This is a genomic window from Hydrogenophaga aquatica, from assembly GCF_054780915.1.
Map to the genome: position 1 here is coordinate 68,982 of NZ_BAAGVK010000024.1, position 19,465 is coordinate 88,446.

Here is a 19,465-nt window from a genome sequence, read left to right on the forward strand (position 1 = left end):
CACGAAAGGCCGGCCACCGCTGGCTGAAGCAGGGACGAACGCCCCTGTTACTTCACCTTGCCGATTTCAGCACGGAACTCGGCAAGCACGGCCTTGGCGTTCTTCAGGCCCTTGGCCTCGGCGGCGGCAGCCCATTTGTCTTCCAGGCCGGCCTGCTTGGCGCGCACCTCGTTGATGAACGCTTCGCTGGCCTGGATGCGGGCGACGCCCTGGTCCTTCTGGGCACCGTCGCGAGAAGCCTTGTCCAGGGCATCCCAGCCCTGGCCGAAGACGCGTGCGGCGTACTCGCCCGAGAGCTTGTCCACCGCGGCCTTCTGCTCAGCGCTCAGGCTCCTGTACTTGTCCTGGTTCATCATGAAGACGAAGCTGGTGTTGTACAGGCCACCGGGGAAGGTGGTGGCGTGCTTGATCATGTTCAGCTTGAAGGACGCCACCGACTCATCGGGGAAGAAGGTGCCGTCCATGACGCCCGTGGACAGCAGTTCGTAGGATTCCGGTGCGGGCTTGAGGGTGGTGTTCCAGCCCATGGCCTTGGACAGTTCGTTGATGTTGCCGCCGCCGATGCGGAACTTCAGCGACGACGCATCCGCCGCGGATGTCACCGGCTTCTTGCTGTTGAAGATGATGCCGGGCCCGTGGGTGAACACGCCCAGTACCTTCACGCCGCGGTGTTCGCCCAGGGGAGCGAAGTGCTTGCTGTAGATGCGCTGGTAGGCCACCGACGTCGCTTCGGCACTGTCACCCAGGAAGGGGAATTCCGCCACCTGCGTGAACACGAAGCGGCCCGGGGTGTAACCGTCTACGGTGTAGGAAATGTCGGCCAGCCCGTCGCGCACGGCATCGAACGTGCCGGGGGCTGCGGCCACCCCCTTGGGCAGGATGTTGCATTTGATCGTGCCCTTGGCCTCCTTCTCGAGCGCCTCGCACCATTTCTGCTGGCTCATGCTCAAGGTGTGCGTGGGCGGCAGCCAGCTTGACACCGTCAGCACGGTCTGGGCAAAAGCGGTGGAAGTGCCAGCCAGGGCCAGTGCAGCGGCAACTGCGCGAAGTTTCATTTCTGTCTCCGTTGGGTATGTGAATCAAAGCGATACAAATGACCAAGCCTTAAGTTGAGACTTGTAACGGATGACTGTAGGCCAGGACGCCGTGGATGCACACCCAGACTTACCCTGAAGAAGTGCAGGGACAAAAAAAATCCCGACCCTAAAGGGGCCGGGATGGAAGCCTTTTTGCTGTCACACACAAAGGCACCCGCTCAGGGAGGAAAAGCGGGGAGCTGTCACAGACAGCCCGAATTGAGTATAGACGAGTCAGCAAAAAAAACAAGATATCTGACCAAAAAATTTTCCAAATGATATCAATATCATTTTTTTGGGATGGCCGATGCACAAGGCCAACGGTCGCTGACCGTCACTCCCCAGTCGAGCATCCGGCGGCGAAGGCGAAGCACAGCGCGGTCCTTGCTCAGCAGCGTGGTGCGTTGGTGCATCGCCAGATCTACGAAGACCTGGTCGTCCGGGTCGTCACAGCGCAGCACGTGCCGCGGGGGTACATCCACCAGCTGTGCCTGTTGTCGGATCTGTCCCAGCACCGTGGTGAGATCCCGTCCACCATCCAGGAGGCGCTGGGCCACGGCGGGGTAGGTCAGCACACGGGCCAGCTCGTCCAGCATGGGCTCGCAGGCGAGCCACTGGCAGTGGCCTGCCGCCAGCGCCTCGCGCAGCGCGGCGGCGCGCGGGTCGTCGAACGCCCACAGGTCCAGCACCCAGTTGGTGTCGATGACGAGCCGGGTCATTCGCTGGCAGGGGCGCCCGGCGCGCGGGCAGAGCCCGCGATCAGGTCAAAGCGGAAGAGCCGGCATTCAATCGGGCCGTTCCACAGTGGCACGCGGCGCGATTCCTTGAAGCGCATCTTGCCGGGCAGCTTCAGGTCGGGGGTGAGCAGCCAGGCGCTCCAGCCCGCGTAGTGCTTTTTCCAGTGGGCGGCGAGCTGGGCGAAGAAGTCGGTGTTTTCGCCGCCCTCGGCGAACTGGGCCGTTTCGCGGCCCACGGTGCGTGTCATGGGGCGGCCGGCCTGTGCGCGCTGTTCGGCGCGCTGGCCCGCCACGCCAGCGGCGGCAATGCGCTCGCCATAGGGCGGGTTGAGCAGCATCACACCCGGCGCGGCGCTGGGGGGCATGCGTTGCAGGGCGTCGCCGCCGCGCAGTTCGATGGCGTGGGCCACCCCGGCTCGCTCGGCGTTGCGGCGGGCAAAGTCCACCATGCGGAAAGCCACGTCGCTGCCGAAGATGAAGGGCGCGCTGCCAGCGGGCAGTTTCTTCTCGGCGGCCTGTGCCTCCTGCTTGAGTACCTGCCACACATGTGCCTGGTAGGGCATGAGCTTTTCAAAGGCAAAGCGGCGCTGTCGTCCGGGCGCAATGTTCAAGGCGATCTGAGCCGCTTCGATGGGAACGGTGCCGCTGCCGCAGCAGGGGTCGTACAGCGGCACGGGCTGGCCGTTTTCATTCCAGCCGGTCCAGCCGGTGGCGGCAATCATGGCGGCGGCCAGCGTTTCCTTCAGTGGGGCGTCACCCTTGTCTTCACGCCAGCCGCGCTTGAACAGGGGTTCGCCCGAGGTGTCCACGTACACCGTCACGTCGTCCTTGGTCAGGTGGGCAAACACGCGCACGTCGGGGCGGGCGGTGTCCACGCTGGGGCGTGCGCCGCGCTTGTCGCGCAGGCGGTCGCAGATGGCGTCCTTCACGCGCAGCGCGGCAAAGTTCAGGCTCTTCAGTGGGCTGTGCTGCGCGGTGATCTCAACCTTGATGGTCTCTTTCGGTGTGAACCAGATCTCCCAGGCCACGCCGTGGGCGGCGGCGTAGATGTCCTGCTCGCTGCGGTAGGGCTGGCGTGCCAGGCGCACCAGCACGCGCTGGGCCAGGCGGCTGTGCAGGTTGAGCTTGAGGGCGTCACGCCAGCTGGCGTTCACCTCCACGCCGCCGCGCGAGCGCTGCATGGCGGTGTCTGGCAGGCCGGTGACGCGCTGCACCTCGGCGGCCAGAAAGTCTTCCACGCCAGCGGCGCAGGGCAGGAAAAGGGTCAGTGCATTCATTGGTCAAATATCGGTCAGATGGCTTTGCGCAGGTTGGCTGGCGCAATGCGCAGCGATTCGCGGTACTTGGCCACGGTGCGCCGCGCGCACTCGATGCCTTGTTCCTTGAGCATGTCGGAAATCTGGTTGTCGCTCAACGGTTTCTTGGGGTTCTCGCTGGCGACGAACTGCTTAATGAGGGCGCGCACGGCGGTGCTGGAGGCATTGCCTCCCGTTTCGGTGCCCAGCGCCGAGCCGAAGAAGTACTTCAGTTCGTAGGTGCCGAAGGGCGTGGCCATGTACTTGGCGGTGGTCACGCGGCTGATGGTGGACTCGTGCAAGCCCAGCTCGTCGGCAATCTCGCGCAGCACCAGCGGGCGCATGGCCAGTTCACCGTGCATGAAGAAGTTGCGCTGGCGCTCGACAATGGCGCTGGCCACGCGCAGGATGGTGTCGAAGCGCTGCTGGATGTTCTTGATGAACCAGCGCGCCTCCTGCAGCCGCTGCTGCATGCCTTGGGCGTTTTCGCCGCGCTGGCCGCGCATGGCGTTGGCGTAGATGTCCTGCACGCGCAGGCGCGGCATCACGTCGGGGTTGAGCTGCACCTTGAAGCCCCGGCCAGCGGCGGTCACGATCACGTCGGGCACGACCACGTTGCGCTGCACGTCGGCAAAGCGGCGCCCGGGCTTGGGTTCGAGCCGGGCGATCAGCGCCAGTGCCGCGCGCACGAGTTCGTCGCCGCAGCCGCACAGGCTGCTCAGGCGCTTGACGTCGCGCTTGGCCATCAGCTCCAGCGGCTGTTCGCAGATGCTCAGCGCGGCGCGGGCCTCTGGGGTGTTGCGAAGTTCCAGGATCTGCAGCTTCAGGCATTCGGCCAGGTCGCGCGCGCCCACGCCTGCGGGCTCCATGTTGTGCAGCCAGTGCAGCGCGGTCTGCAGCAACTGGTGCAGTTCCTCCTGCCGGGCCAGACGCTCGTCGCCCTGCAGCGTGCGCCCGCGCGCCTGTTCCTCCTGGGCGAGCACGGCGTCGGCCAGTTCGGCCAGGGGTTCGATCAGGTAGCCGTCCTCGTCGAGCGACTCGATGACGAAATACAGTGCGGCGCGCTCGTCGTCGTTCAGGCGCAGGGCCAGGGCTTGTTCGTGCAGGTGCGCGGGCAGGGTGATGTGCTCGCTGGCCAGATCGGCGGCGCTGACGTCTTCGTCGTCGTCGCGCGCGCCGTTGCGCGGCGGGGCGTCGCCACCCCATTCGCTGTCGTCGGGCGTGAATTCCACGCTACCGTCGCCTTCCCAGCTTTGCTCCAGCGGTGTCGCGTCTTCCAGGGGTTCGCTGGACACGTCGGCGGCCGTGTCCGGGCTGCCTGCGGCGGGGGCCTCACCGCTTGCCCACTCGCTTACCTGGTCGCCCAGGCTGGGCGTGGCATCCACCTGGGCCACGCCGAAGTCCTCGCGCTCGGCCGTTTCCGTGTCCCGTTCCAGGAAGGGGTTTTCGTCGAGCATCTGCTCGACTTCCTGGGCCATCTCCAGCGTGCTCAGCTGCAGCAGGCGGATGGATTGCTGCAGCTGCGGCGTGAGCGCCAGATGCTGCGAGACGCGTAAAGACAGGCCCTGCTTCATGCCGGCCTTACATGCGGAAGTGTTCGCCGAGGTAGACGCGGCGCACGTCGGCGTTGTCCACGATCTCGGCCGGGGTGCCCTGGGCCAGCACGTGGCCGTCGCTGATGATGAAGGCGCGGTCGCAGATGCCCAGCGTCTCGCGCACGTTGTGGTCGGTGATAAGCACCCCGATGCCACGCGCCTTGAGGAAACCGATGATGCGCTGGATCTCGATCACGGCGATGGGGTCGATGCCGGCAAAGGGTTCGTCCAGCAGGATGAAGCGGGGGTTGGTGGCCAGCGCGCGGGCGATTTCCACACGACGGCGCTCACCGCCCGACAGCGCGGGGGCCGGTGAGTGGCGCAGGTGTTCCACGTGCAGGTCTTCCAGCAGCTGGTCGAGCCGCGTGGCAATCTCGGGTTCGCTCAGGGCACGGCCCTGGGCGTCGGTTTGCAGCTCGAGCACCGCACGCACGTTCTGTTCCACCGTGAGCTTGCGGAAGATCGAGGCCTCCTGCGGCAGGTAGCCCAGGCCCAGGCGGGCACGGCGGTGTATGGGCAGGTCTTCGATGGATTGTCCGTCGAGGGTGATGTGGCCGTCGTCGGCCCGCACCAGGCCCACGATCATGTAGAACGACGTGGTCTTGCCTGCGCCGTTGGGGCCGAGCAGGCCCACCACTTCGCCGCTGCGCACTTCCAGTGAAACGTCCTTCACCACCAGGCGCTTGCCATAGCTCTTGCGCAGCCCGCGCGCTTGCAGCCGGCTGTCGGATGCGCTGGCCGCCGTCACGGGCGGGTCTCCATCCGGGGGCTGGGTTGCAGGGGGCGGGTGTTGGGGGCCGGGGCCGCGGGAGGCGCAGCCGTGGCGGAATTGGGGGTGAGCACGGCGCGCACGCGGCCCGAGGGGTTTTCGGGGGTGCGGTTGGGGCTGCCACCGTCGACCGAGAACGTTTCGGACTTGTTGTCGTAGATGATGACGCCGCCACTGGTCTGGTCGTTGAGCGTAGCGCCCTTGAAGCGGCGCAAGACCGCCTGGCCGGTGAACTTCACCGTGTCTGCCTGGCTGTCGTAGTCGATGCGCTGGGCCTCGCCCTCGATGAATTCCTGCAGGCCTTCGCGCTTCTGGCGGAAAAAGGCCAGCTTGTCCTTGCCGCCGGTCACCGTGCCGAACTGGTTGCCCTGGGGGTCCTGTCTGACGTCGACCTGGTGGCCGCGGATGACGATAGTGCCCTTGGTGATGACGACGTTGCCGGTGAACACACTGGTCTGCCGCGCGTCGTCGTAGCGCAGGGCATCTGCCTCGACGTTCATGGGCTGGAGGCGGTCTGCGCGTTCGGCGTGGGCGGGCAGCCAGGCAATGGCCGCCACGGCCAGCAGCACGCCACCGAGCAGCGGACGGGTTGGCAGGGGGCGGTTTGAGGACATGGTGGCTAGAGGCACGAAACTTGCATTTAGAGAATGCAACGATTGTAGCCACCCCCTGCGGGGTTTGTGGCGGGGCGTGCCGGCATGCCCCGTGCAAACGCTGGTGGAGTCGTCAGCCCTTGCGGGTTTCGGCGATCAGTGCATTGGCGATCTGAACCGTGCGCGCGGCCTGGCCCGGCACGTAGAAGCGCCCGGCAATGCCCAGGGCGGGGGTGCCCTCCACCTCGTAGGCTTCCTGCAGCTGGGTGGCGCGCTTGACCTTGCCCGTGACGCCGAAGGAGTTGAAGGTCTGGGTGAACTGGGTCTTGTCCACGCCCTGCTTGGCCACCCAGTCGGCGATGTTGTCGAGCTTGCTGAGCCGCTCGTTCCCTTCGTGGATGGCCTTGAACACCTTGTCGTGCAGGGCGTCGAGCTTGCCCATGGCCTCCAGCGCGTAGTAGAAGCGCTGCAGGGGTTCGAAGGCAGCGTTGAAGCCCACCGGCGTGCGCTTGACGACGACGTTGGCGGGCAGGGTCTTCATCCACTCCTTCATCACCGGTTCAAACCGGTAGCAGTGCACACACGAGTAGGAGAAGAATTCGAGCACCTCGATCTGGCCTGACGGGGCGTCCACCGGCACCGGGCGGGCCAGGCGGCGGTAGTCGCTGCCGTCCTTGAAACCGCCAATCTGGGCCCAGGCCATCCCGCTCCAGCCTGCAGTAGCCAATGCGCCAGCGCCTGCCAGGGCACGGGAGAATTCACGTCGTTGCATCTTGTTACGCTCCATCGGTAAGAAAAAGGCCGCATGCGCGGCCAGGCTTTGGGCTGTTGGGTTCACCACCTGCCGGGAAAGTTCCAGCGGGCCGGCATGGTCAGCGCTGCACCCGGACCAGCGTGTTCTCGACGTTCTGGCCATTGAGCCGCTCCTGCATCACGTCGGCTTCCACTTTTTTCTCGAAAGGTCCGATCCGCACGCGGAACACCGGCTTGCCGGCCTGTTCGCGCTCGGTGATCCTGGCGTCGAAGCCCAGCATGGCCAGGCGGGCGCGCTGGGCTTCGGCCTCGTCCGGCCCGCGGAACGCGCCGGCCTGCACGTAATAGACGAAGGGGTCAGGCTGGGGCGCCGCTTCGACGGTCGGCACCTGGCCGGGGCTGGTGGCGGTGCGTGACTGGATCAGTTCACCCAGCGGGTCGCCCTTGCCGGTAGCAGGGGCTTGAGCGGGCGCAGGCGCGGGGGCCGGTGCAACGGCCGTGGCGTCGGGCGCTGGCGCGGTGGCGTCGGGTGACGGGGCCGCCACAGGTTTGCCCCCGAGCGTGGCGTTGGGATTCCAGTCGCGGTTGCGTTCCTTCTCGATGGCTTCCTGGTCGGGTTTGCGCTGCACGCCGCGGTCGACAAAAGGCGCCGGAACCTTGGTGATGTACACGGCCACGGCCAGGGCCACGCCCAGTCCGACGATCAGCCCGACGATGAACCCGACGAGCGTTCCACCTGCTTGTTTCTTCATGTGCATTTACATCTTCCGCGGCGCGCTTACCCCGAGCACCGCCAAGCCATTGTGCAACACCTGCGCGGTGGCTGCCACCAAGGCCAGGCGGGCACGCTTGACGGCCTCGTCGTCGACCAGAATGCGTTCGGCGTCGTAGTAGCTGTGGTACGCGGCAGCCAGTTCGCGCAGGTAGAAGGTCACGTCGTGCGGGGCGAAGTCCTGCGCGGCGGCGGTCAGCATCTCGGGGTACTTGGCCAGTTGCAACATCAGCGCCTGGGCCTGCGGGCCCTCCAGCGCGCCCAGATCGGCGTCTTTCAGGCTGGCGACGTCGCCACCCCAGGACGCCAGCACCGAGCAGATGCGCGCGTGGGCGTACTGCACGTAGAACACCGGGTTGTCGTTGTTCTGCTGGATGGCCAGGTCCACATCGAAGGTGTATTCGGTGTCGGGCTTGCGGCTGAGCAGGAAGAAGCGGACGGCGTCCTTGCTGGTCCACTCGATCAGGTCGCGCAGCGTCACGTAGCTACCCGCGCGCTTGCTGATCTTCACCTCCTCGCCGCCACGCATCACGCGCACCATGGTGTGCAGCACGTAGTCGGGGTAGCCCTGGGGAATGCCCACGCCTGCTGCCTGCAGGCCCGCGCGCACCCGCGCGATGGTGCCGTGGTGGTCGGTGCCCTGGATGTTGATGACCTTGGTGAAGCCGCGCTCCCACTTGGTGATGTGGTAGGCCACGTCGGGCACGAAGTAGGTGTAGCCGCCGTCGCTCTTGCGCATGACGCGGTCTTTGTCGTCACCGTAGTCGGTGGACTTGAGCCACAGCGCGCCGTCCTGCTCGTAGGTCTTGCCCGCGTCCACCAGCTTCTTCACGGTCTGCTCCACGCGGCCGCTGGTGTACAGGCTGGACTCCAGGTAGTACTGGTCGAACTTGACCTGGAAGGCTTGCAGGTCCAGATCCTGCTCGTGGCGCAGGTAGGCCACGGCGAACTGGCGGATGCCGTCCAGGTCGCTCGCGTCGCCGCTGGCGGTGAACTCGCGGTCGTCGGCCTTGACGGTCTTCCTGGCCAGGAAGTCGTTGGCAATGTCCTGGATGTAGTCGCCGTTGTAGGCGGCCTCAGGCCACTCGCCGTCGCCGGGCTTAATGCCCTTGGCGCGCAGCTGGGTGGAATTGGCCAGTGTTTCGATCTGCACGCCCGCGTCGTTGTAATAGAACTCGCGGTGCACGTTCCAGCCCTGGGTCTCGAACAGGTTGCAGATGGCGTCGCCCAGCGCGGCCTGACGGCCGTGGCCCACGTGCAGCGGGCCGGTGGGGTTGGCGGAGACGAACTCCACCAGCACGCGCTGACCGTTGTCCTTCTGTTGACCAAAAGCGGTGCCTGCGGCCAGCACCTCACGCACCACTTCCTGCTTGGCGGCAGGCTTGAGCTTGATGTTGATGAAGCCGGGGCCAGCGATTTCGATGGCATCCACCCAGCGCTGGTAGGCGGGTTGCGCGTTCAGTGCGTCCACCAGGGCCTGCGCCACCTGGCGCGGGTTCTGCTTGAGCGGCTTGGCCAGTTGCATGGCAGCGGTGCAGGCGTAGTCGCCATGGGCAGCCACCTTTGGGCTTTCGAAAACGGGGGCGGGCGCGGTGTCGCCGGCGAGCGCGCGCAAGGCGTCGCCCAGCCCGGCCAACAGGTCTTGTTTGATTTGCAGCATGGGGGAGATTTTAGGCGGGCGGGTCGCCAGCTGCTGATTGCCGCAAAACACCCGCTGCCTGCTTCACCGCAGCCGTGAGCCGCTGGGCCGACACGGGTTCGCGCGCCCAGTGCTGCCAGTACAGCGCCACGTCCACGGTGGCGCCGGGCAGTACCTCTACCAGTTCGGGGCGGCCAAGGCGGCGCGCTAGGTGGTGTTCGGGCACCATGCCCCAGCCCAAACCGAGTTCGATGGCCGTCTCGAAGGCGTCCACGGCGGGGGCGTAGTGGCGCGGGTAGCTGGCCTGGCGCAGGCCAAAGTGCTGCTCCAGAAAGGCGTCCTGCAGGGCGTCCTTGCGGTTGAAGATGATGGCGGGCTGCGCCAGCAGCTTGTGGGGGGAGACGCGGCCCTGCGGGGTCAGGCACTTCTGAGCCACGGCTGGCGCGGCCACACAGCGGTATCGCATCACGCCCAGGGGTTCGGCCACGCAGCCGCGCATGGCCTGGGACAAGGTGGTGACGCAGCCCATCACCTCGCCGCTTTTCAGCGCATCGTGGGTGTGGTCCTGGTCGTCGATGACGATGTCCAGCAACAGCCGGTGGCGCTGCAGGGTGGCCGCCACGCCGGGTACGAACCAGCTGGCGACGGAGTCGGCGTTGATGGCCACGCCCAGGGTCTGCCAGGCCTTGCCGCGCCCGCTGCCTGAGGCCCCGGCGGGGCCTTGCAGGCCAGCCAGCAGGTCGGCTTCCATCATCTGCACCTGTTTGGCGTGGGTGAGCAGCGCCTGCCCTGCAGGTGTGGCGCGCACCTGCTTGCCGCGCACCAGCAGACGCTGGCCCAACTGGTCTTCCAGCGCCTTCACGCGCAGCGAGACGGCGGCCAGCGTCAGGTGCAGCGACTGGGCCGCAGCGCGAAAGCTGCCTTGCTCGACAACGGCGTTGAGGGCTTCAAGTTGGCGGGGGTCGAGCATGGCTTGAGTAAAACTTGACCGATCAGGAAAAAGATCGGTTCAGTTTAAACCTGCCCTTGGTGATTCAAGCTGCACCCACCAGCGGCAACCCGCTGTGGTCCTTCAGCGCCACGCCGGTCTGCCCCAGGCGCAGACCTTCGCGCACCAGCCAGGCCAGGCGGCCAGCGGCGGTGCTCACGTCCTGCCCCGCCGGGCGGACGTTGGAGATGCAGTTGCGCTGCGCGTCGGTGCAGCCCACGCGGGGGGCGATCGTCAGGTAAATGCCCACGCTGTCGGGCGAACTCAGCCCCGGGCGTTCGCCCACCACCATGGCCACCATGCGGGCGCCCAGTTGCTCGCCCACCTCGTCGGCCACGGCCACGCGGGCCTGCTGCACCACCACGGGCGGCGCCAGTGTCACGGTGCCGTCAAGGGCTTGCCTGATGGCGCGCAGCAGCGGCGCTGCGTGGCGCTGAATGCCCAGGGCCGACAGGCCGTCACCCACCACCAGGGCCAGGGTGGGGGCGGCCTGCCCTTCGCGGCACTGGGCCAGGCGTTCCAGGCTGGCGTCGTCCAGGCGGCGGCCCAGGTCCGGGCGCAGCAGGTACTCGTGCCGGTCGTGGGCGCGGCTGTGCAGCAGCAGGGGGGCGGGCCAGCCGTCGGCTTGCAGTTCGGCGCACAGGGTGCTGGTGTCCAGCGGCAAGTGGATGGCGTCGCGCGCCTGGGCATGTGCCAGCGAAAACTCCAGCACCTCGCGCGTGGGCAGGCTCACGCCGCTGCGCCCCAGTGCGATGCGTGCGGGGGTGTGCCGCTTCAGGTGGAACCAGGGGTCGGGCAGTGGCGGAGGCGTTTCGTTGGCTGCCAGCTCCAGCGGGTCGGGTGCCACGACTTCAAGTTTCATGCAGCCTCCGGCAGGGTCCACAGCGTGTGGGGCAGGGCGGGCTGGCGGCCAGGGGGCCGCAGGCGGCCCGTTGCGTCGGTCACGCCCACGCGCTGGAGCCAGGCCTCGAATTCGGGCGCGCGTTTCAGGCCCAGCATCTCGCGCAGCACCAGCGCGTCGTGGAAGGATGTGCTCTGGTAGTTCAGCATCACGTCGTCCGCGCCGGGCACGCCGATCAGGAAGTTCAGCCCCGCCGTGGCCAGCAACACCATCAGGTTGTCCATGTCGTCTTGGTCGGCTTCGGCGTGGTTGGTGTAGCAGATGTCGCAGCCCATGGGCAGGCCCAGCAGCTTGCCGCAGAAGTGGTCTTCCAGCCCGGCGCGGGTGATCTGCTTGCCGTCGTACAGGTATTCCGGGCCGATGAAGCCCACCACCGTGTTCACCAGCAGTGGCCGGTAACGGCGCGCCACGGCGTAGGCGCGCGCCTCGCAGGTCTGCTGGTCCACCCCGTGGTGGGCGTTGGCCGACAAGGCGCTGCCCTGGCCGGTTTCAAAGTACATCACGTTGCTGCCCAGCGTGCCGCGGCCCAGGGCGTGGGCCATGGCGTGGGCCTCGTCCAGCAAGGCCAGGCTGATGCCGAAGGAGCGGTTGGCCCCTTCGGTGCCCGCAATGGACTGGAACACCAGGTCCACCGGCGCGCCCATGCTCATGGCCTGCATGGTGTTGGTCACGTGCGTCAGCACGCAGGTCTGTGTGGGTATGGCACCGCGCTCCAGCACCTCAGCCAGCACGTGGTTCAGGCGCACCAGATCAGGCACGCTGTCCGACACGGGGTTGATACCCACCACCGCGTCGCCCGCGCCGTGCATCAGCCCGTCGATCATGCTGGCCACGATGCCAGCCGGGTCGTCGGTCGGGTGGTTGGGCTGCAGCCGCACCGTGAGGTGCCCGCGCAGGCCCTGCGTGTTGCGAAAGCGGGTGATCACTTCGCAGCGGCGCGCCACCAGCATCAGGTCCTGGTTGCGCATCAGCTTGCTCACGGCGGCCACCATTTCGGGCGTCAGGCCGGGGGCCAGGCGGCGCAGCGCGTCGGGTGTGGCCTGCTCGCCCAGCAGCCAGTCGCGCAAGCCCCCTACCGTCAGGGCCGAAACCGGTGCGAAGGCCTGTGCGTCGTGGCTGTCGATGATGAGGCGCGTGACCTCGTCGGCCTCGTAGGGCACCAGCGCTTCGTTCAGGAAGCGCGCCAGCGGCACGTCCGCCAGCACCCAGCGCGCCGCCACGCGTTCCTGTTCAGAGGCCGCGGCCAGCCCGGCCAGGCAGTCGCCCGAACGCAGCGGCGTGGCCTTGGCCATCACCTCGCGCAGGCTGCCGAAGCGGTAGGTGACGCCGCCCAGGGTGGTGCTCAGGTTCAAGGCTGCCTCCTATTGGCGGGGGCGGCGTTCACCGCCTCATGGGTCATTCTGCCGTGGCACCCAGCATCGCGTCCAGGGGGGCCGCGTCGCGCTGGGCCGAGGTCAGGCGGAAGTACAGGTAGGCCAGTGCCATCAGCGCCAGGAACAGCAGCGACAGCATGGCGTTGAAGTACACCACCGCGAACAGGCACACCAGCCCGCAAACCAGGGCAATGCCCGGGAACAGCGGATAGAACGGGGCGCGGAAGGGGCGGTCCAGCATCGGCTCGCTGGCGCGCAGCTTGAACAGCGCCGCCATGGAGACGATGTACATCACCAGCGCGCCCAGCACGGCCATGGTCACGATGTTGGCCGTCAGCGGCTGGCCGCCGAAGGTCACCCATTGGTCGCTGAACACGGCCGCCACGCCCACCACGCCGCCACCCACCAGGGCGCGCACGGGGGTCTTGAAACGCGGGTGGACCTTGGCGAAGTAGGCGGGCAGGTAGCCCGCACGGGCCAGGGCGAACATCTGGCGCGAGTAGCCCAGGATGATGCCGTGGAAGGACGCCACCAGCCCGAACAGGCCGATCCACACCAGCATATGCAGCCAGCCGCTGGACTCGCCCACCACCATCTTCATGGCCTGGGGCAGGGGGTCGTTGATGTTGGCCAGCTGCTGCCAGTCTCCCACGCCACCGGCCATGACCATCACCAGGAACGCCAGCGCCACCAGGGTGAGGATGCCAGCGATGTAGGCTATGGGAATGGTGCGGCGCGGCTCCTTGGCTTCTTCGGCGGCCATGGCGGCACCTTCGATGGCCAGGAAGAACCAGATGGCAAACGGGATGGCTGCGAAGATGCCCGCCCAAGTGCCCACGGTGAGCGTGCCCGAGCCCGCCCAGCCGTTGGCCACGAAGTTGGTGAGCGACCAGCCCGGCGCCACCACCCCGGCAAACACCAGCAACTCGGCCACGGCCAGCAGCGTCACCACCAGTTCAAAGACGGCGGCAATGCCCACGCCCAGCGCGTTGAGCGTGATGAAGATGACGTAGGCCCCCAGCGCGGCGACCTTCGGGTCCAGGCTGGGGAACTGCAGGCCCAGGTAGGCACCAATGGCCAGCGAAATGGCGGGTGGCGCGAAGACGAATTCCACCAGCGTGGCAAAGCCCGCGATGAAGCCGCCCGTGGGCCCGAAGGCACGGCGCGCATAGGCGAACGGGCCGCCCGCGTGCGGGATGGAGGTGGACAGCTCGGTGAAGCTGAAGATGAAGGTGGTGTACATCAGTGCCACGAAGACCGTGGCCAGCAAGAAGCCCAGGGTGCCGGCGCTGGCCCAGCCGTAGCTCCAGCCGAAGTACTCGCCGGAGATGACCAGCCCCACGGCAATGCCCCAGAGCGAGAAGGTTCCCAGCACGGGCTTGAGCTCCCGCGAGACCTGTTTGGGTGTGGTTGACATGTCTGTTGCTCGTGTTCAAGTCGCCCGAAACGGCTCGGGCAGCCTGGGGCGAATGTTGGGCCGCTTGGGGTGTGGGGTGGTATCCCATTTGAGCAACTGGCGTGCCGGGCGCAGTGTTTTTTCCGAAACGGGATAGCGTGGCACGGGTTTTCCCTCAAGCGAGCCGTGGCACGGAACTTGATACTCGTGCCCGGTTGGAGGGAATCCCTGGAAGGAGCACGCCATGTTGGTGCAGCCTGATGCCGCCGAGGCCTGCTTTCGCGTCAAACACACGCGAGAGGTGCACATCCACGCCCGCAATCTGGACGCGTGGGATCAGGAGTACGAGCAAACCTCACCCGGCGTGTTCCACGGCGAGGTGCGCGAACTGTTCGACCACGACCTGCAGGTGTTCGAAGAAGTGGCCACTTGCGCTACCAGCCAGCACTGCCGCACCTGGCAAGGGGGCATCTGGGTGGGCCTGGCCGTGCCGGAGGCCGCCGAGGGCCTGCGCTTCATGGGGCGGCCCGCCCACGGGTTGCAGCTCATGCTGGCGGGGGGCGACGAACCCTTTGACCTGCAGGTGCCCGCTGGCCATGGCTTGTACGGCATGGTGTTTGCCCGCGAGCAACTGACCCGCCATGTGCGTGAGCTGCACCACCGCGACTGGCCCGGCGATGGCCCGGGCGGCTGGGCAGGCGGGCCCAGCGTGCAGACGCTCACCCCCTTGCAGCGTTTGCGCCTGGTGGGCATGCTGCGTGAAGTGCTGCGCAGCCTGCAGGGCCAGCCGCAGGTGCTGCACCACGAAGCCAGCCGGCGCGCTCTGCGTGAAGCCCTGCTCACCGTGTTGAGCGACACCCTGGTGCCCGACACCCTGACCGAGGCGGTCAACCCCCGCCAGCTGCGCCGCCAGGAGCTGGTGCACCGCGTGCGCAGCCTGGTGTTCGAGCAGCCCCACGAACCCCTCAGCGTGCAGCGCCTGTGCGTCGAACTGCACGTCACCCGCCGCACCTTGCAGAACTGCTTCCAGGAGGTGCTGGGCATGAGCCCCGTGGCCTACCTGCGCGCCGTGCGCCTCAACGCCGTGCGCCGAGCACTGCGCGAGGAGGCACCGTCCATCACCATTGCTGATGTGGCCGCACGCTGGGGCTTCTGGCACATGGGCCACTTCAGCCAGGAGTACAAGGCCCTGTTCGGCGAAACCCCTTCCCAGACGCGACAGGCCATCAGCGTCAACTGAGTAAGTAATTTTTAACCAAATTGATTTTGGATTGATTGGGTTTAACTGTCAGGGCAAAAAGGGCACACTTCGCTCCATCACACATCCAAGCCGTGGGCTGCGCGCCCCGGTCTGTGCCGGAGATTCCCATGACCGCCTTCGTTCCCGCCCTGTCGCTCCCTGCCTTCATGTCGCCCACCTTCACGGCGGGCATGGCTTTGAGCCTGTCGCTCATCATGGCCATTGGCCCGCAAAACGCCCACGTGTTGCGCATGGGCCTGCAGCGCCAGCACCTGTGGCTTACCGTGGCGGTGTGTGTGCTGGCCGATGTGGCCCTCATCGCCCTGGGCGTGCTGGGGCTGGCGCAGCTCGGGGGGCTTTCCGACAAGCTGCAGGGCGCCCTCATCGGCGCAGGGGTGCTGTTCCTGCTGGTGTACGGCACCCAGGCTGCGCGCCGCTGCTGGCGCCCGGCGGCGCCCGCCATTCAGGCCGACGCTGACGCCAGCGCCGCCAAGCCCAACCTCACCCGCCGCCAGGCCGTGCTCACCGCCCTGGCCTTCTCGTGGCTCAACCCCCACGCGTGGCTGGACACGGCGGTGCTCATCGGCACCGCGTCGCTGGCCTACGGCGTGCCGGGCAACAAGGTGTTTGGCGCAGGTGCGGTCATGGGCTCCATGGTGTGGTTTCTCACATTGGGTGTGGCCGTGTTCTGGCTGGGCCGCCGCCTGGGTTCACTGTCCATCTGGCGCTTCATCGACGGGGCCGTTGCCCTGATGATGTGGGGTACCGCTGCCGCCCTGGTGTGGGGCCTGTTCTGAGGAGATGCGCGCCATGAACCAAGCCATGAACCACGCCACCCCCCTGCGCCCCGCCGATGCACCCGTCACCATCTTCGGCCCGGACTTCCCCTTTGCCTACGACGACTGGTTGGCCTCGCCCGCTGGCCTGGGCCAACTGCCTGCCAGCCGCCTGGGCACCGAGGTCGCCATCGTCGGCGGCGGCATGGCTGGCATGGTGGCCGCCTTCGAGTTGATGAAGCTCGGCCTCAAGCCCGTGGTGTACGAGGCCTCCCGCATGGGCGGGCGCTTGCGCTCGCAAGCCTTCGAGGGCGGACGTGGCGTGGTGGCCGAACTCGGCGGCATGCGCTTCCCCCGCTCGTCCACCGCCTTCTTTCATTACGTCAACCAGCTGGGCCTGCAGACGCAGCCCTTCCCCAACCCGCTCACCCCTGCGGCGGGTAGCACCGTCATCGACCTGGAAGGCCAGACCCACTACGCCCGCACCTTGGACGACCTGCCGCCACTGTTCCGCGAGGTGGCCGTGGCCTGGGCTGAGGCCCTGGAAACCGGGGCAGGTTTTGGTGATTTGCAACAGGCCCTGCGCCAGCGCGACGTGCCGCGCCTCAAGGCCCTGTGGGACCAACTGGTGCCCCTGTGGGACGACCGCACCTTCTACGACTTCGTGGCCCAGTCGCCTGCGTTCGCGCGCTTGTCCTTCCGCCACCGTGAGGTGTTCGGCCAGGTGGGCTTTGGCACCGGCGGCTGGGACTCGGACTTCCCCAACACCATGCTGGAGATACTGCGCGTGGTGCTCACCGGCTGCGACGAAGACCAGCACCTCATCGTGGGCGGCGCGCAGCAGGTGCCGCTGGGTCTGTGGGACCTGGCGCCAGCGCAGCTGAAGCATTGGCCTGCGGGCACCACCCTGTCAGCCCTGCACCAGGGCGGGCCGCGCCCCGGCGTGCGCGCCATCGCCCGCGCGGCTGATGGCCGCCTGGCCATCACCGACGCCTGGGGCACCACGCGCCATTACGAGGCCGCGCTAGTTACCTGCCAGAGCTGGCTGCTCACCACGCAGATTGACTGCGACGAGGCCCTGTTCTCGCAAAAGATGTGGATGGCGCTGGACCGCACGCGCTACATGCAGTCGTCCAAGACCTTCGTGATGGTGGACCGCCCCTTCTGGAAAGACTTGGACCCCGCCACAGGCCGCGACCGCATGAGCATGACGCTCACCGACCGGCTCACTCGTGGCACCTACCTGTTCGACAACGGCCCCGACCAGCCCGGCGTCATCTGCCTGAGCTACGCGTGGATGAGCGACGCGCTCAAGATGCTGCCACAGTCCCCCGAAAAGCGCGTGCAGCTCGCCCTGGCCGCGCTCAAGAAGATCTACCCCGACGTGGACATCGCCAGTCACATCATCGGCGATCCCATCACCGTGTCATGGGAGGCCGACCCCCACTTCCTCGGCGCCTTCAAGGGCGCGCTGCCCGGCCACTACCGCTACAACCACCGCATGTACGGCCACTTCATGCAAGACGGCCTGCCCGCCGCCGAGCGGGGCATCTTCCTGGCGGGGGACGACATTTCCTTCACGCCCGCCTGGGTGGAAGGCGCGGTGCAGACCTCGCTCAACGCGGTGTGGGGCATCGTGCGCCACCTGGGTGGCGGCAGCGCGCCGGGCAACCCCGGCCCGGGCGACCTGTATCCGCAGATCGGCCCCGTGGCCTTGCCGGACTGACGGGCGCGCGGTGGGCAGAGCCCCTAAACCGGCAGCCAGCGCCGCCAGAACGGTTGGCGTGGCTCCCGCGCGCCCAGGGCAGCGAGCCGCTTCGCAAACGCGTCGTGCCCATGCCTGCGCGCCGCCTGCAAGGGCGTCAGACCATCGAATTCGGAGAGCAAATGAGGGCTGGCGCCATGGTCCAGCAGGTATTGCGCAATCTCCAGATGCTCGTGGACCAGGCTGGCCACGAGAGGCGTGCACAGAATCTCGGGGTGCTGGTAATTCGGGTCCACCCCTTCACTGATGTGGTGCCGCACCAGCGCCAAGTCACCCGTTAGCGCGGCCTGGTAAAGATCCTTCCAGTCTCCTGCCGACATGACCATCCTCCTTGTGACACACACCTTCGATGCACCAGCCCATTCTCATGGGGGGATACTCACAAAGCAGGCCGTTTCTAGCACACGACGCGGCGAGGAGCAAAGTGGAATGAACAACGCACTGACCGTGGCGCTATGGCAGACGCACTACACCGACGAATCGGTGAACGCCGATGATGCCGTGCCGCACATGCTGGAGCGGCTTGACGCTGCAGCCGCCCAGGCAAGTGCTGTGGGCGCGCATCTGTTGATCACGCCAGAGATGGCGCTGACCGGCTACCACCGCGACCCCGAATGGCTGCGCGCCGTGGCACAGCCTGCTGACGGGCCATGGGCCCGCGCCGTGGGCGCCATCGCCCGCCGCCATGGTCTGGCACTGGTCTACGGCTATCCTGAAGCTGCGCCAGCCGGGCAGCGCCCCTACAACGCCGCCCAGGCCGTGGGGCCGGATGGTGCGCCCATGGCCACCTACCGCAAGACCCACTTGTTCGGCGCGGTGGACGAAGCCCGCTTCACTCCCGGCCCGCAGCCGCCCGCCACCTTCGTGTACCGCGGCTGGTCCCTTGGGCTGCTCATCTGCTACGACGTGGAGTTCCCCGAGGCCGTTCGCCTGCTGGCGCTGCAAGGGGCCGATGCCGTGCTGGTGCCCACCGCCAACATGCCCGCCTTTGACGAGGTGCAGCAACTGCTGGTGCCTGCGCGGGCGTGCGAAAACCACCTCTACGTGGCCTACGCCAATGCCTGCGGCCAGGAGGCCGGCCTCGCCTACGGAGGCCTGAGCACCGTGGCCGGGCCGCATGGTCAGGTGCTGTCGCTCGCCGGGCGGGACGCTGCTTTGTCGGTGGTCACCCTGATGCCGCTGCCTCCGGAACGCCAGGGGCAGCTTGCCGGGCGGCGGCCGGAACTGTATGGCGCATTGGCCGGTTGAGCGGTCAGTAAGGCAGGACGCCTGTTAACCCTGCCTGGGCGGGAATCGCCACCATGCCAAGGCCACCAGCACAGCAAACGCCGTGTACGCCAGTGTGAAAACCCAGAGCGGTGCTTCGTAGTAAAGCATGCGCTGCAGCCAGTGCTGCACGAAGCTGCCGCTGTAGCCCGCCTCGCCAGCCTGTGCCCGCAGCCACGATTCCAGCGTGGTGAGCGGGCACAGCACGCCCAGCCAGGCCTGCGCGGCCACAACCGCCACCGCGGCCAGGTGCAGCAGCCGGAAACCCCGGCGGTTGACCCAGCGCCACCGCAGCCCGTTGCCCACCAGCACCGCCAGCAGCCCGCCCACCACGAACACCACCACCCCAAAATGCAGGGCGAGCACGGCGTCGGCGAGCAGCTGGTAGGGCATGGTCTGTGGTCAGGCGGTTCGCCTGTGCCATTCCTGGAAGGTTTCGGCCAGCAGGCGGGCACCAAACACCCCCATCACCGCCCAGTGCAGCAGCGCAATCGTTACAAGCGAAGCGGTCATCCGTGTCTCCAGTGCCCT

Annotated in this window: 19 protein-coding genes; 4 read left to right on the top strand and 15 right to left on the bottom strand. The window is 67.2% G+C overall.

Annotated features, from left to right (window positions below):
- Positions 1-47: 47 nt before the first annotated feature.
- The 13 genes from ACYVHH_RS16555 to eat all read right to left on the bottom strand — a co-directional run bounded on the left by ACYVHH_RS16555 (position 48) and on the right by eat (position 13,908).
- Positions 48-1,055, bottom strand: a complete 1,008-nt coding sequence (locus tag ACYVHH_RS16555) for a TRAP transporter substrate-binding protein (protein WP_460566278.1) — start codon at positions 1,053-1,055, stop codon at positions 48-50.
- A gap of 308 nt (positions 1,056-1,363) precedes the next feature.
- Positions 1,364-1,795 (bottom strand): PIN domain-containing protein, encoded by a 432-nt coding sequence (locus tag ACYVHH_RS16560; protein WP_460566279.1) that lies wholly within the window; start codon positions 1,793-1,795, stop codon positions 1,364-1,366.
- Positions 1,792-3,090, bottom strand: a complete 1,299-nt coding sequence (locus tag ACYVHH_RS16565) for a THUMP domain-containing class I SAM-dependent RNA methyltransferase (RefSeq protein ID WP_460566280.1) — start codon at positions 3,088-3,090, stop codon at positions 1,792-1,794. The genes ACYVHH_RS16560 and ACYVHH_RS16565 overlap by 4 nt, the downstream gene beginning before the upstream one ends.
- 14 nt (positions 3,091-3,104) lie before the next feature.
- A complete protein-coding gene (gene rpoN / locus ACYVHH_RS16570; protein ID WP_460566281.1) occupies positions 3,105-4,682 on the bottom strand; it encodes an RNA polymerase factor sigma-54 in 1,578 nt (525 codons plus the stop codon).
- A gap of 7 nt (positions 4,683-4,689) precedes the next feature.
- A complete protein-coding gene (lptB, locus tag ACYVHH_RS16575) occupies positions 4,690-5,451 on the bottom strand; it encodes an LPS export ABC transporter ATP-binding protein (RefSeq protein ID WP_460566282.1) in 762 nt (253 codons plus the stop codon).
- Positions 5,448-6,086 carry a lipopolysaccharide transport periplasmic protein LptA gene (gene lptA, locus ACYVHH_RS16580; RefSeq protein ID WP_460566283.1) on the bottom strand — a complete coding sequence of 213 codons (639 nt, stop codon included), beginning with the start codon at positions 6,084-6,086 and terminating at the stop codon, positions 5,448-5,450. Before lptA ends, lptB begins: the two co-directional genes overlap by 4 nt.
- 112 nt (positions 6,087-6,198) lie before the next feature.
- Entirely contained in the window at positions 6,199-6,837 is a 639-nt protein-coding gene (locus ACYVHH_RS16585) for a thiol:disulfide interchange protein DsbA/DsbL (RefSeq protein WP_460566284.1), read from the bottom strand.
- Between the two features lie 100 nt (positions 6,838-6,937).
- Positions 6,938-7,570: an SPOR domain-containing protein gene (locus ACYVHH_RS16590; protein ID WP_460566285.1), complete on the bottom strand. Its 633-nt coding sequence runs from the start codon at positions 7,568-7,570 to the stop codon at positions 6,938-6,940.
- 6 nt (positions 7,571-7,576) lie between these two features.
- Positions 7,577-9,250: an arginine--tRNA ligase gene (gene argS, locus ACYVHH_RS16595; protein WP_460566286.1), complete on the bottom strand. Its 1,674-nt coding sequence runs from the start codon at positions 9,248-9,250 to the stop codon at positions 7,577-7,579.
- Positions 9,251-9,260: 10 nt separating this feature from the next.
- Entirely contained in the window at positions 9,261-10,199 is a 939-nt protein-coding gene (locus ACYVHH_RS16600; protein ID WP_460566287.1) for an HTH-type transcriptional regulator ArgP, read from the bottom strand.
- A gap of 64 nt (positions 10,200-10,263) precedes the next feature.
- Positions 10,264-11,079: an ethanolamine ammonia-lyase subunit EutC gene (eutC, locus tag ACYVHH_RS16605; RefSeq protein ID WP_460566288.1), complete on the bottom strand. Its 816-nt coding sequence runs from the start codon at positions 11,077-11,079 to the stop codon at positions 10,264-10,266.
- Complete coding sequence (locus ACYVHH_RS16610) at positions 11,076-12,470, bottom strand: ethanolamine ammonia-lyase subunit EutB (protein ID WP_460566289.1); 1,395 nt, start codon at positions 12,468-12,470, stop codon at positions 11,076-11,078. The genes eutC and ACYVHH_RS16610 overlap by 4 nt, the downstream gene beginning before the upstream one ends.
- Positions 12,471-12,513: 43 nt before the next feature.
- Entirely contained in the window at positions 12,514-13,908 is a 1,395-nt protein-coding gene (gene eat, locus ACYVHH_RS16615; RefSeq protein WP_460566290.1) for an ethanolamine permease, read from the bottom strand.
- Between the two features lie 223 nt (positions 13,909-14,131).
- Here eat and ACYVHH_RS16620 point away from each other — a divergent pair, with 223 nt between their 5' ends.
- The 3 genes from ACYVHH_RS16620 to ACYVHH_RS16630 all read left to right on the top strand — a co-directional run bounded on the left by ACYVHH_RS16620 (position 14,132) and on the right by ACYVHH_RS16630 (position 17,629).
- A complete protein-coding gene (locus tag ACYVHH_RS16620; protein ID WP_460566291.1) occupies positions 14,132-15,127 on the top strand; it encodes a helix-turn-helix domain-containing protein in 996 nt (331 codons plus the stop codon).
- Positions 15,128-15,255: 128 nt separating this feature from the next.
- Complete coding sequence (locus ACYVHH_RS16625; RefSeq protein WP_460566292.1) at positions 15,256-15,924, top strand: LysE/ArgO family amino acid transporter; 669 nt, start codon at positions 15,256-15,258, stop codon at positions 15,922-15,924.
- A 13-nt stretch (positions 15,925-15,937) separates the two neighbouring features.
- A complete protein-coding gene (locus tag ACYVHH_RS16630; protein ID WP_460566293.1) occupies positions 15,938-17,629 on the top strand; it encodes a flavin monoamine oxidase family protein in 1,692 nt (563 codons plus the stop codon).
- Between the two features lie 23 nt (positions 17,630-17,652).
- On the opposite strand, the gene ACYVHH_RS16635 is transcribed toward ACYVHH_RS16630, so the two are convergent.
- Complete coding sequence (locus ACYVHH_RS16635) at positions 17,653-17,988, bottom strand: ankyrin repeat domain-containing protein (RefSeq protein WP_460566294.1); 336 nt, start codon at positions 17,986-17,988, stop codon at positions 17,653-17,655.
- Positions 17,989-18,097: 109 nt separating this feature from the next.
- On the opposite strand from ACYVHH_RS16635, the gene ACYVHH_RS16640 reads away from it, so the two are divergent.
- Positions 18,098-18,916 carry a carbon-nitrogen hydrolase family protein gene (locus ACYVHH_RS16640; protein ID WP_460566295.1) on the top strand — a complete coding sequence of 273 codons (819 nt, stop codon included), beginning with the start codon at positions 18,098-18,100 and terminating at the stop codon, positions 18,914-18,916.
- 24 nt (positions 18,917-18,940) lie between these two features.
- Here the strand turns inward: ACYVHH_RS16640 and ACYVHH_RS16645 are convergent, their stop codons facing one another.
- A complete protein-coding gene (locus ACYVHH_RS16645) occupies positions 18,941-19,327 on the bottom strand; it encodes a DUF2784 domain-containing protein (RefSeq protein WP_460566296.1) in 387 nt (128 codons plus the stop codon).
- Positions 19,328-19,465 lie beyond the last annotated feature (138 nt).

Bases quoted from the DNA above. Each gene is read 5' to 3' on its own strand.
- ACYVHH_RS16565 (WP_460566280.1), bottom strand. From the start codon at position 3,090: ATGAATGCACTGACCCTTTTCCTGCCCTGCGCCGCTGGCGTGGAAGAC.
- ACYVHH_RS16560 (WP_460566279.1), bottom strand. From the start codon at position 1,795: ATGACCCGGCTCGTCATCGACACCAACTGGGTGCTGGACCTGTGGGCG.
- ACYVHH_RS16600 (WP_460566287.1), bottom strand. From the start codon at position 10,199: ATGCTCGACCCCCGCCAACTTGAAGCCCTCAACGCCGTTGTCGAGCAA.
- ACYVHH_RS16590 (WP_460566285.1), bottom strand. From the start codon at position 7,570: ATGAAGAAACAAGCAGGTGGAACGCTCGTCGGGTTCATCGTCGGGCTG.
- ACYVHH_RS16640 (WP_460566295.1), top strand. From the start codon at position 18,098: ATGAACAACGCACTGACCGTGGCGCTATGGCAGACGCACTACACCGAC.
- argS (WP_460566286.1), bottom strand. From the start codon at position 9,250: ATGCTGCAAATCAAACAAGACCTGTTGGCCGGGCTGGGCGACGCCTTG.
- lptA (WP_460566283.1), bottom strand. From the start codon at position 6,086: ATGTCCTCAAACCGCCCCCTGCCAACCCGTCCGCTGCTCGGTGGCGTG.
- eutC (WP_460566288.1), bottom strand. From the start codon at position 11,079: ATGAAACTTGAAGTCGTGGCACCCGACCCGCTGGAGCTGGCAGCCAAC.
- rpoN (WP_460566281.1), bottom strand. From the start codon at position 4,682: ATGAAGCAGGGCCTGTCTTTACGCGTCTCGCAGCATCTGGCGCTCACG.
- ACYVHH_RS16645 (WP_460566296.1), bottom strand. From the start codon at position 19,327: ATGCCCTACCAGCTGCTCGCCGACGCCGTGCTCGCCCTGCATTTTGGG.
- eat (WP_460566290.1), bottom strand. From the start codon at position 13,908: ATGTCAACCACACCCAAACAGGTCTCGCGGGAGCTCAAGCCCGTGCTG.
- ACYVHH_RS16625 (WP_460566292.1), top strand. From the start codon at position 15,256: ATGACCGCCTTCGTTCCCGCCCTGTCGCTCCCTGCCTTCATGTCGCCC.
- ACYVHH_RS16585 (WP_460566284.1), bottom strand. From the start codon at position 6,837: ATGCAACGACGTGAATTCTCCCGTGCCCTGGCAGGCGCTGGCGCATTG.
- ACYVHH_RS16635 (WP_460566294.1), bottom strand. From the start codon at position 17,988: ATGTCGGCAGGAGACTGGAAGGATCTTTACCAGGCCGCGCTAACGGGT.
- ACYVHH_RS16620 (WP_460566291.1), top strand. From the start codon at position 14,132: ATGTTGGTGCAGCCTGATGCCGCCGAGGCCTGCTTTCGCGTCAAACAC.
- ACYVHH_RS16555 (WP_460566278.1), bottom strand. From the start codon at position 1,055: ATGAAACTTCGCGCAGTTGCCGCTGCACTGGCCCTGGCTGGCACTTCC.
- ACYVHH_RS16630 (WP_460566293.1), top strand. From the start codon at position 15,938: ATGAACCAAGCCATGAACCACGCCACCCCCCTGCGCCCCGCCGATGCA.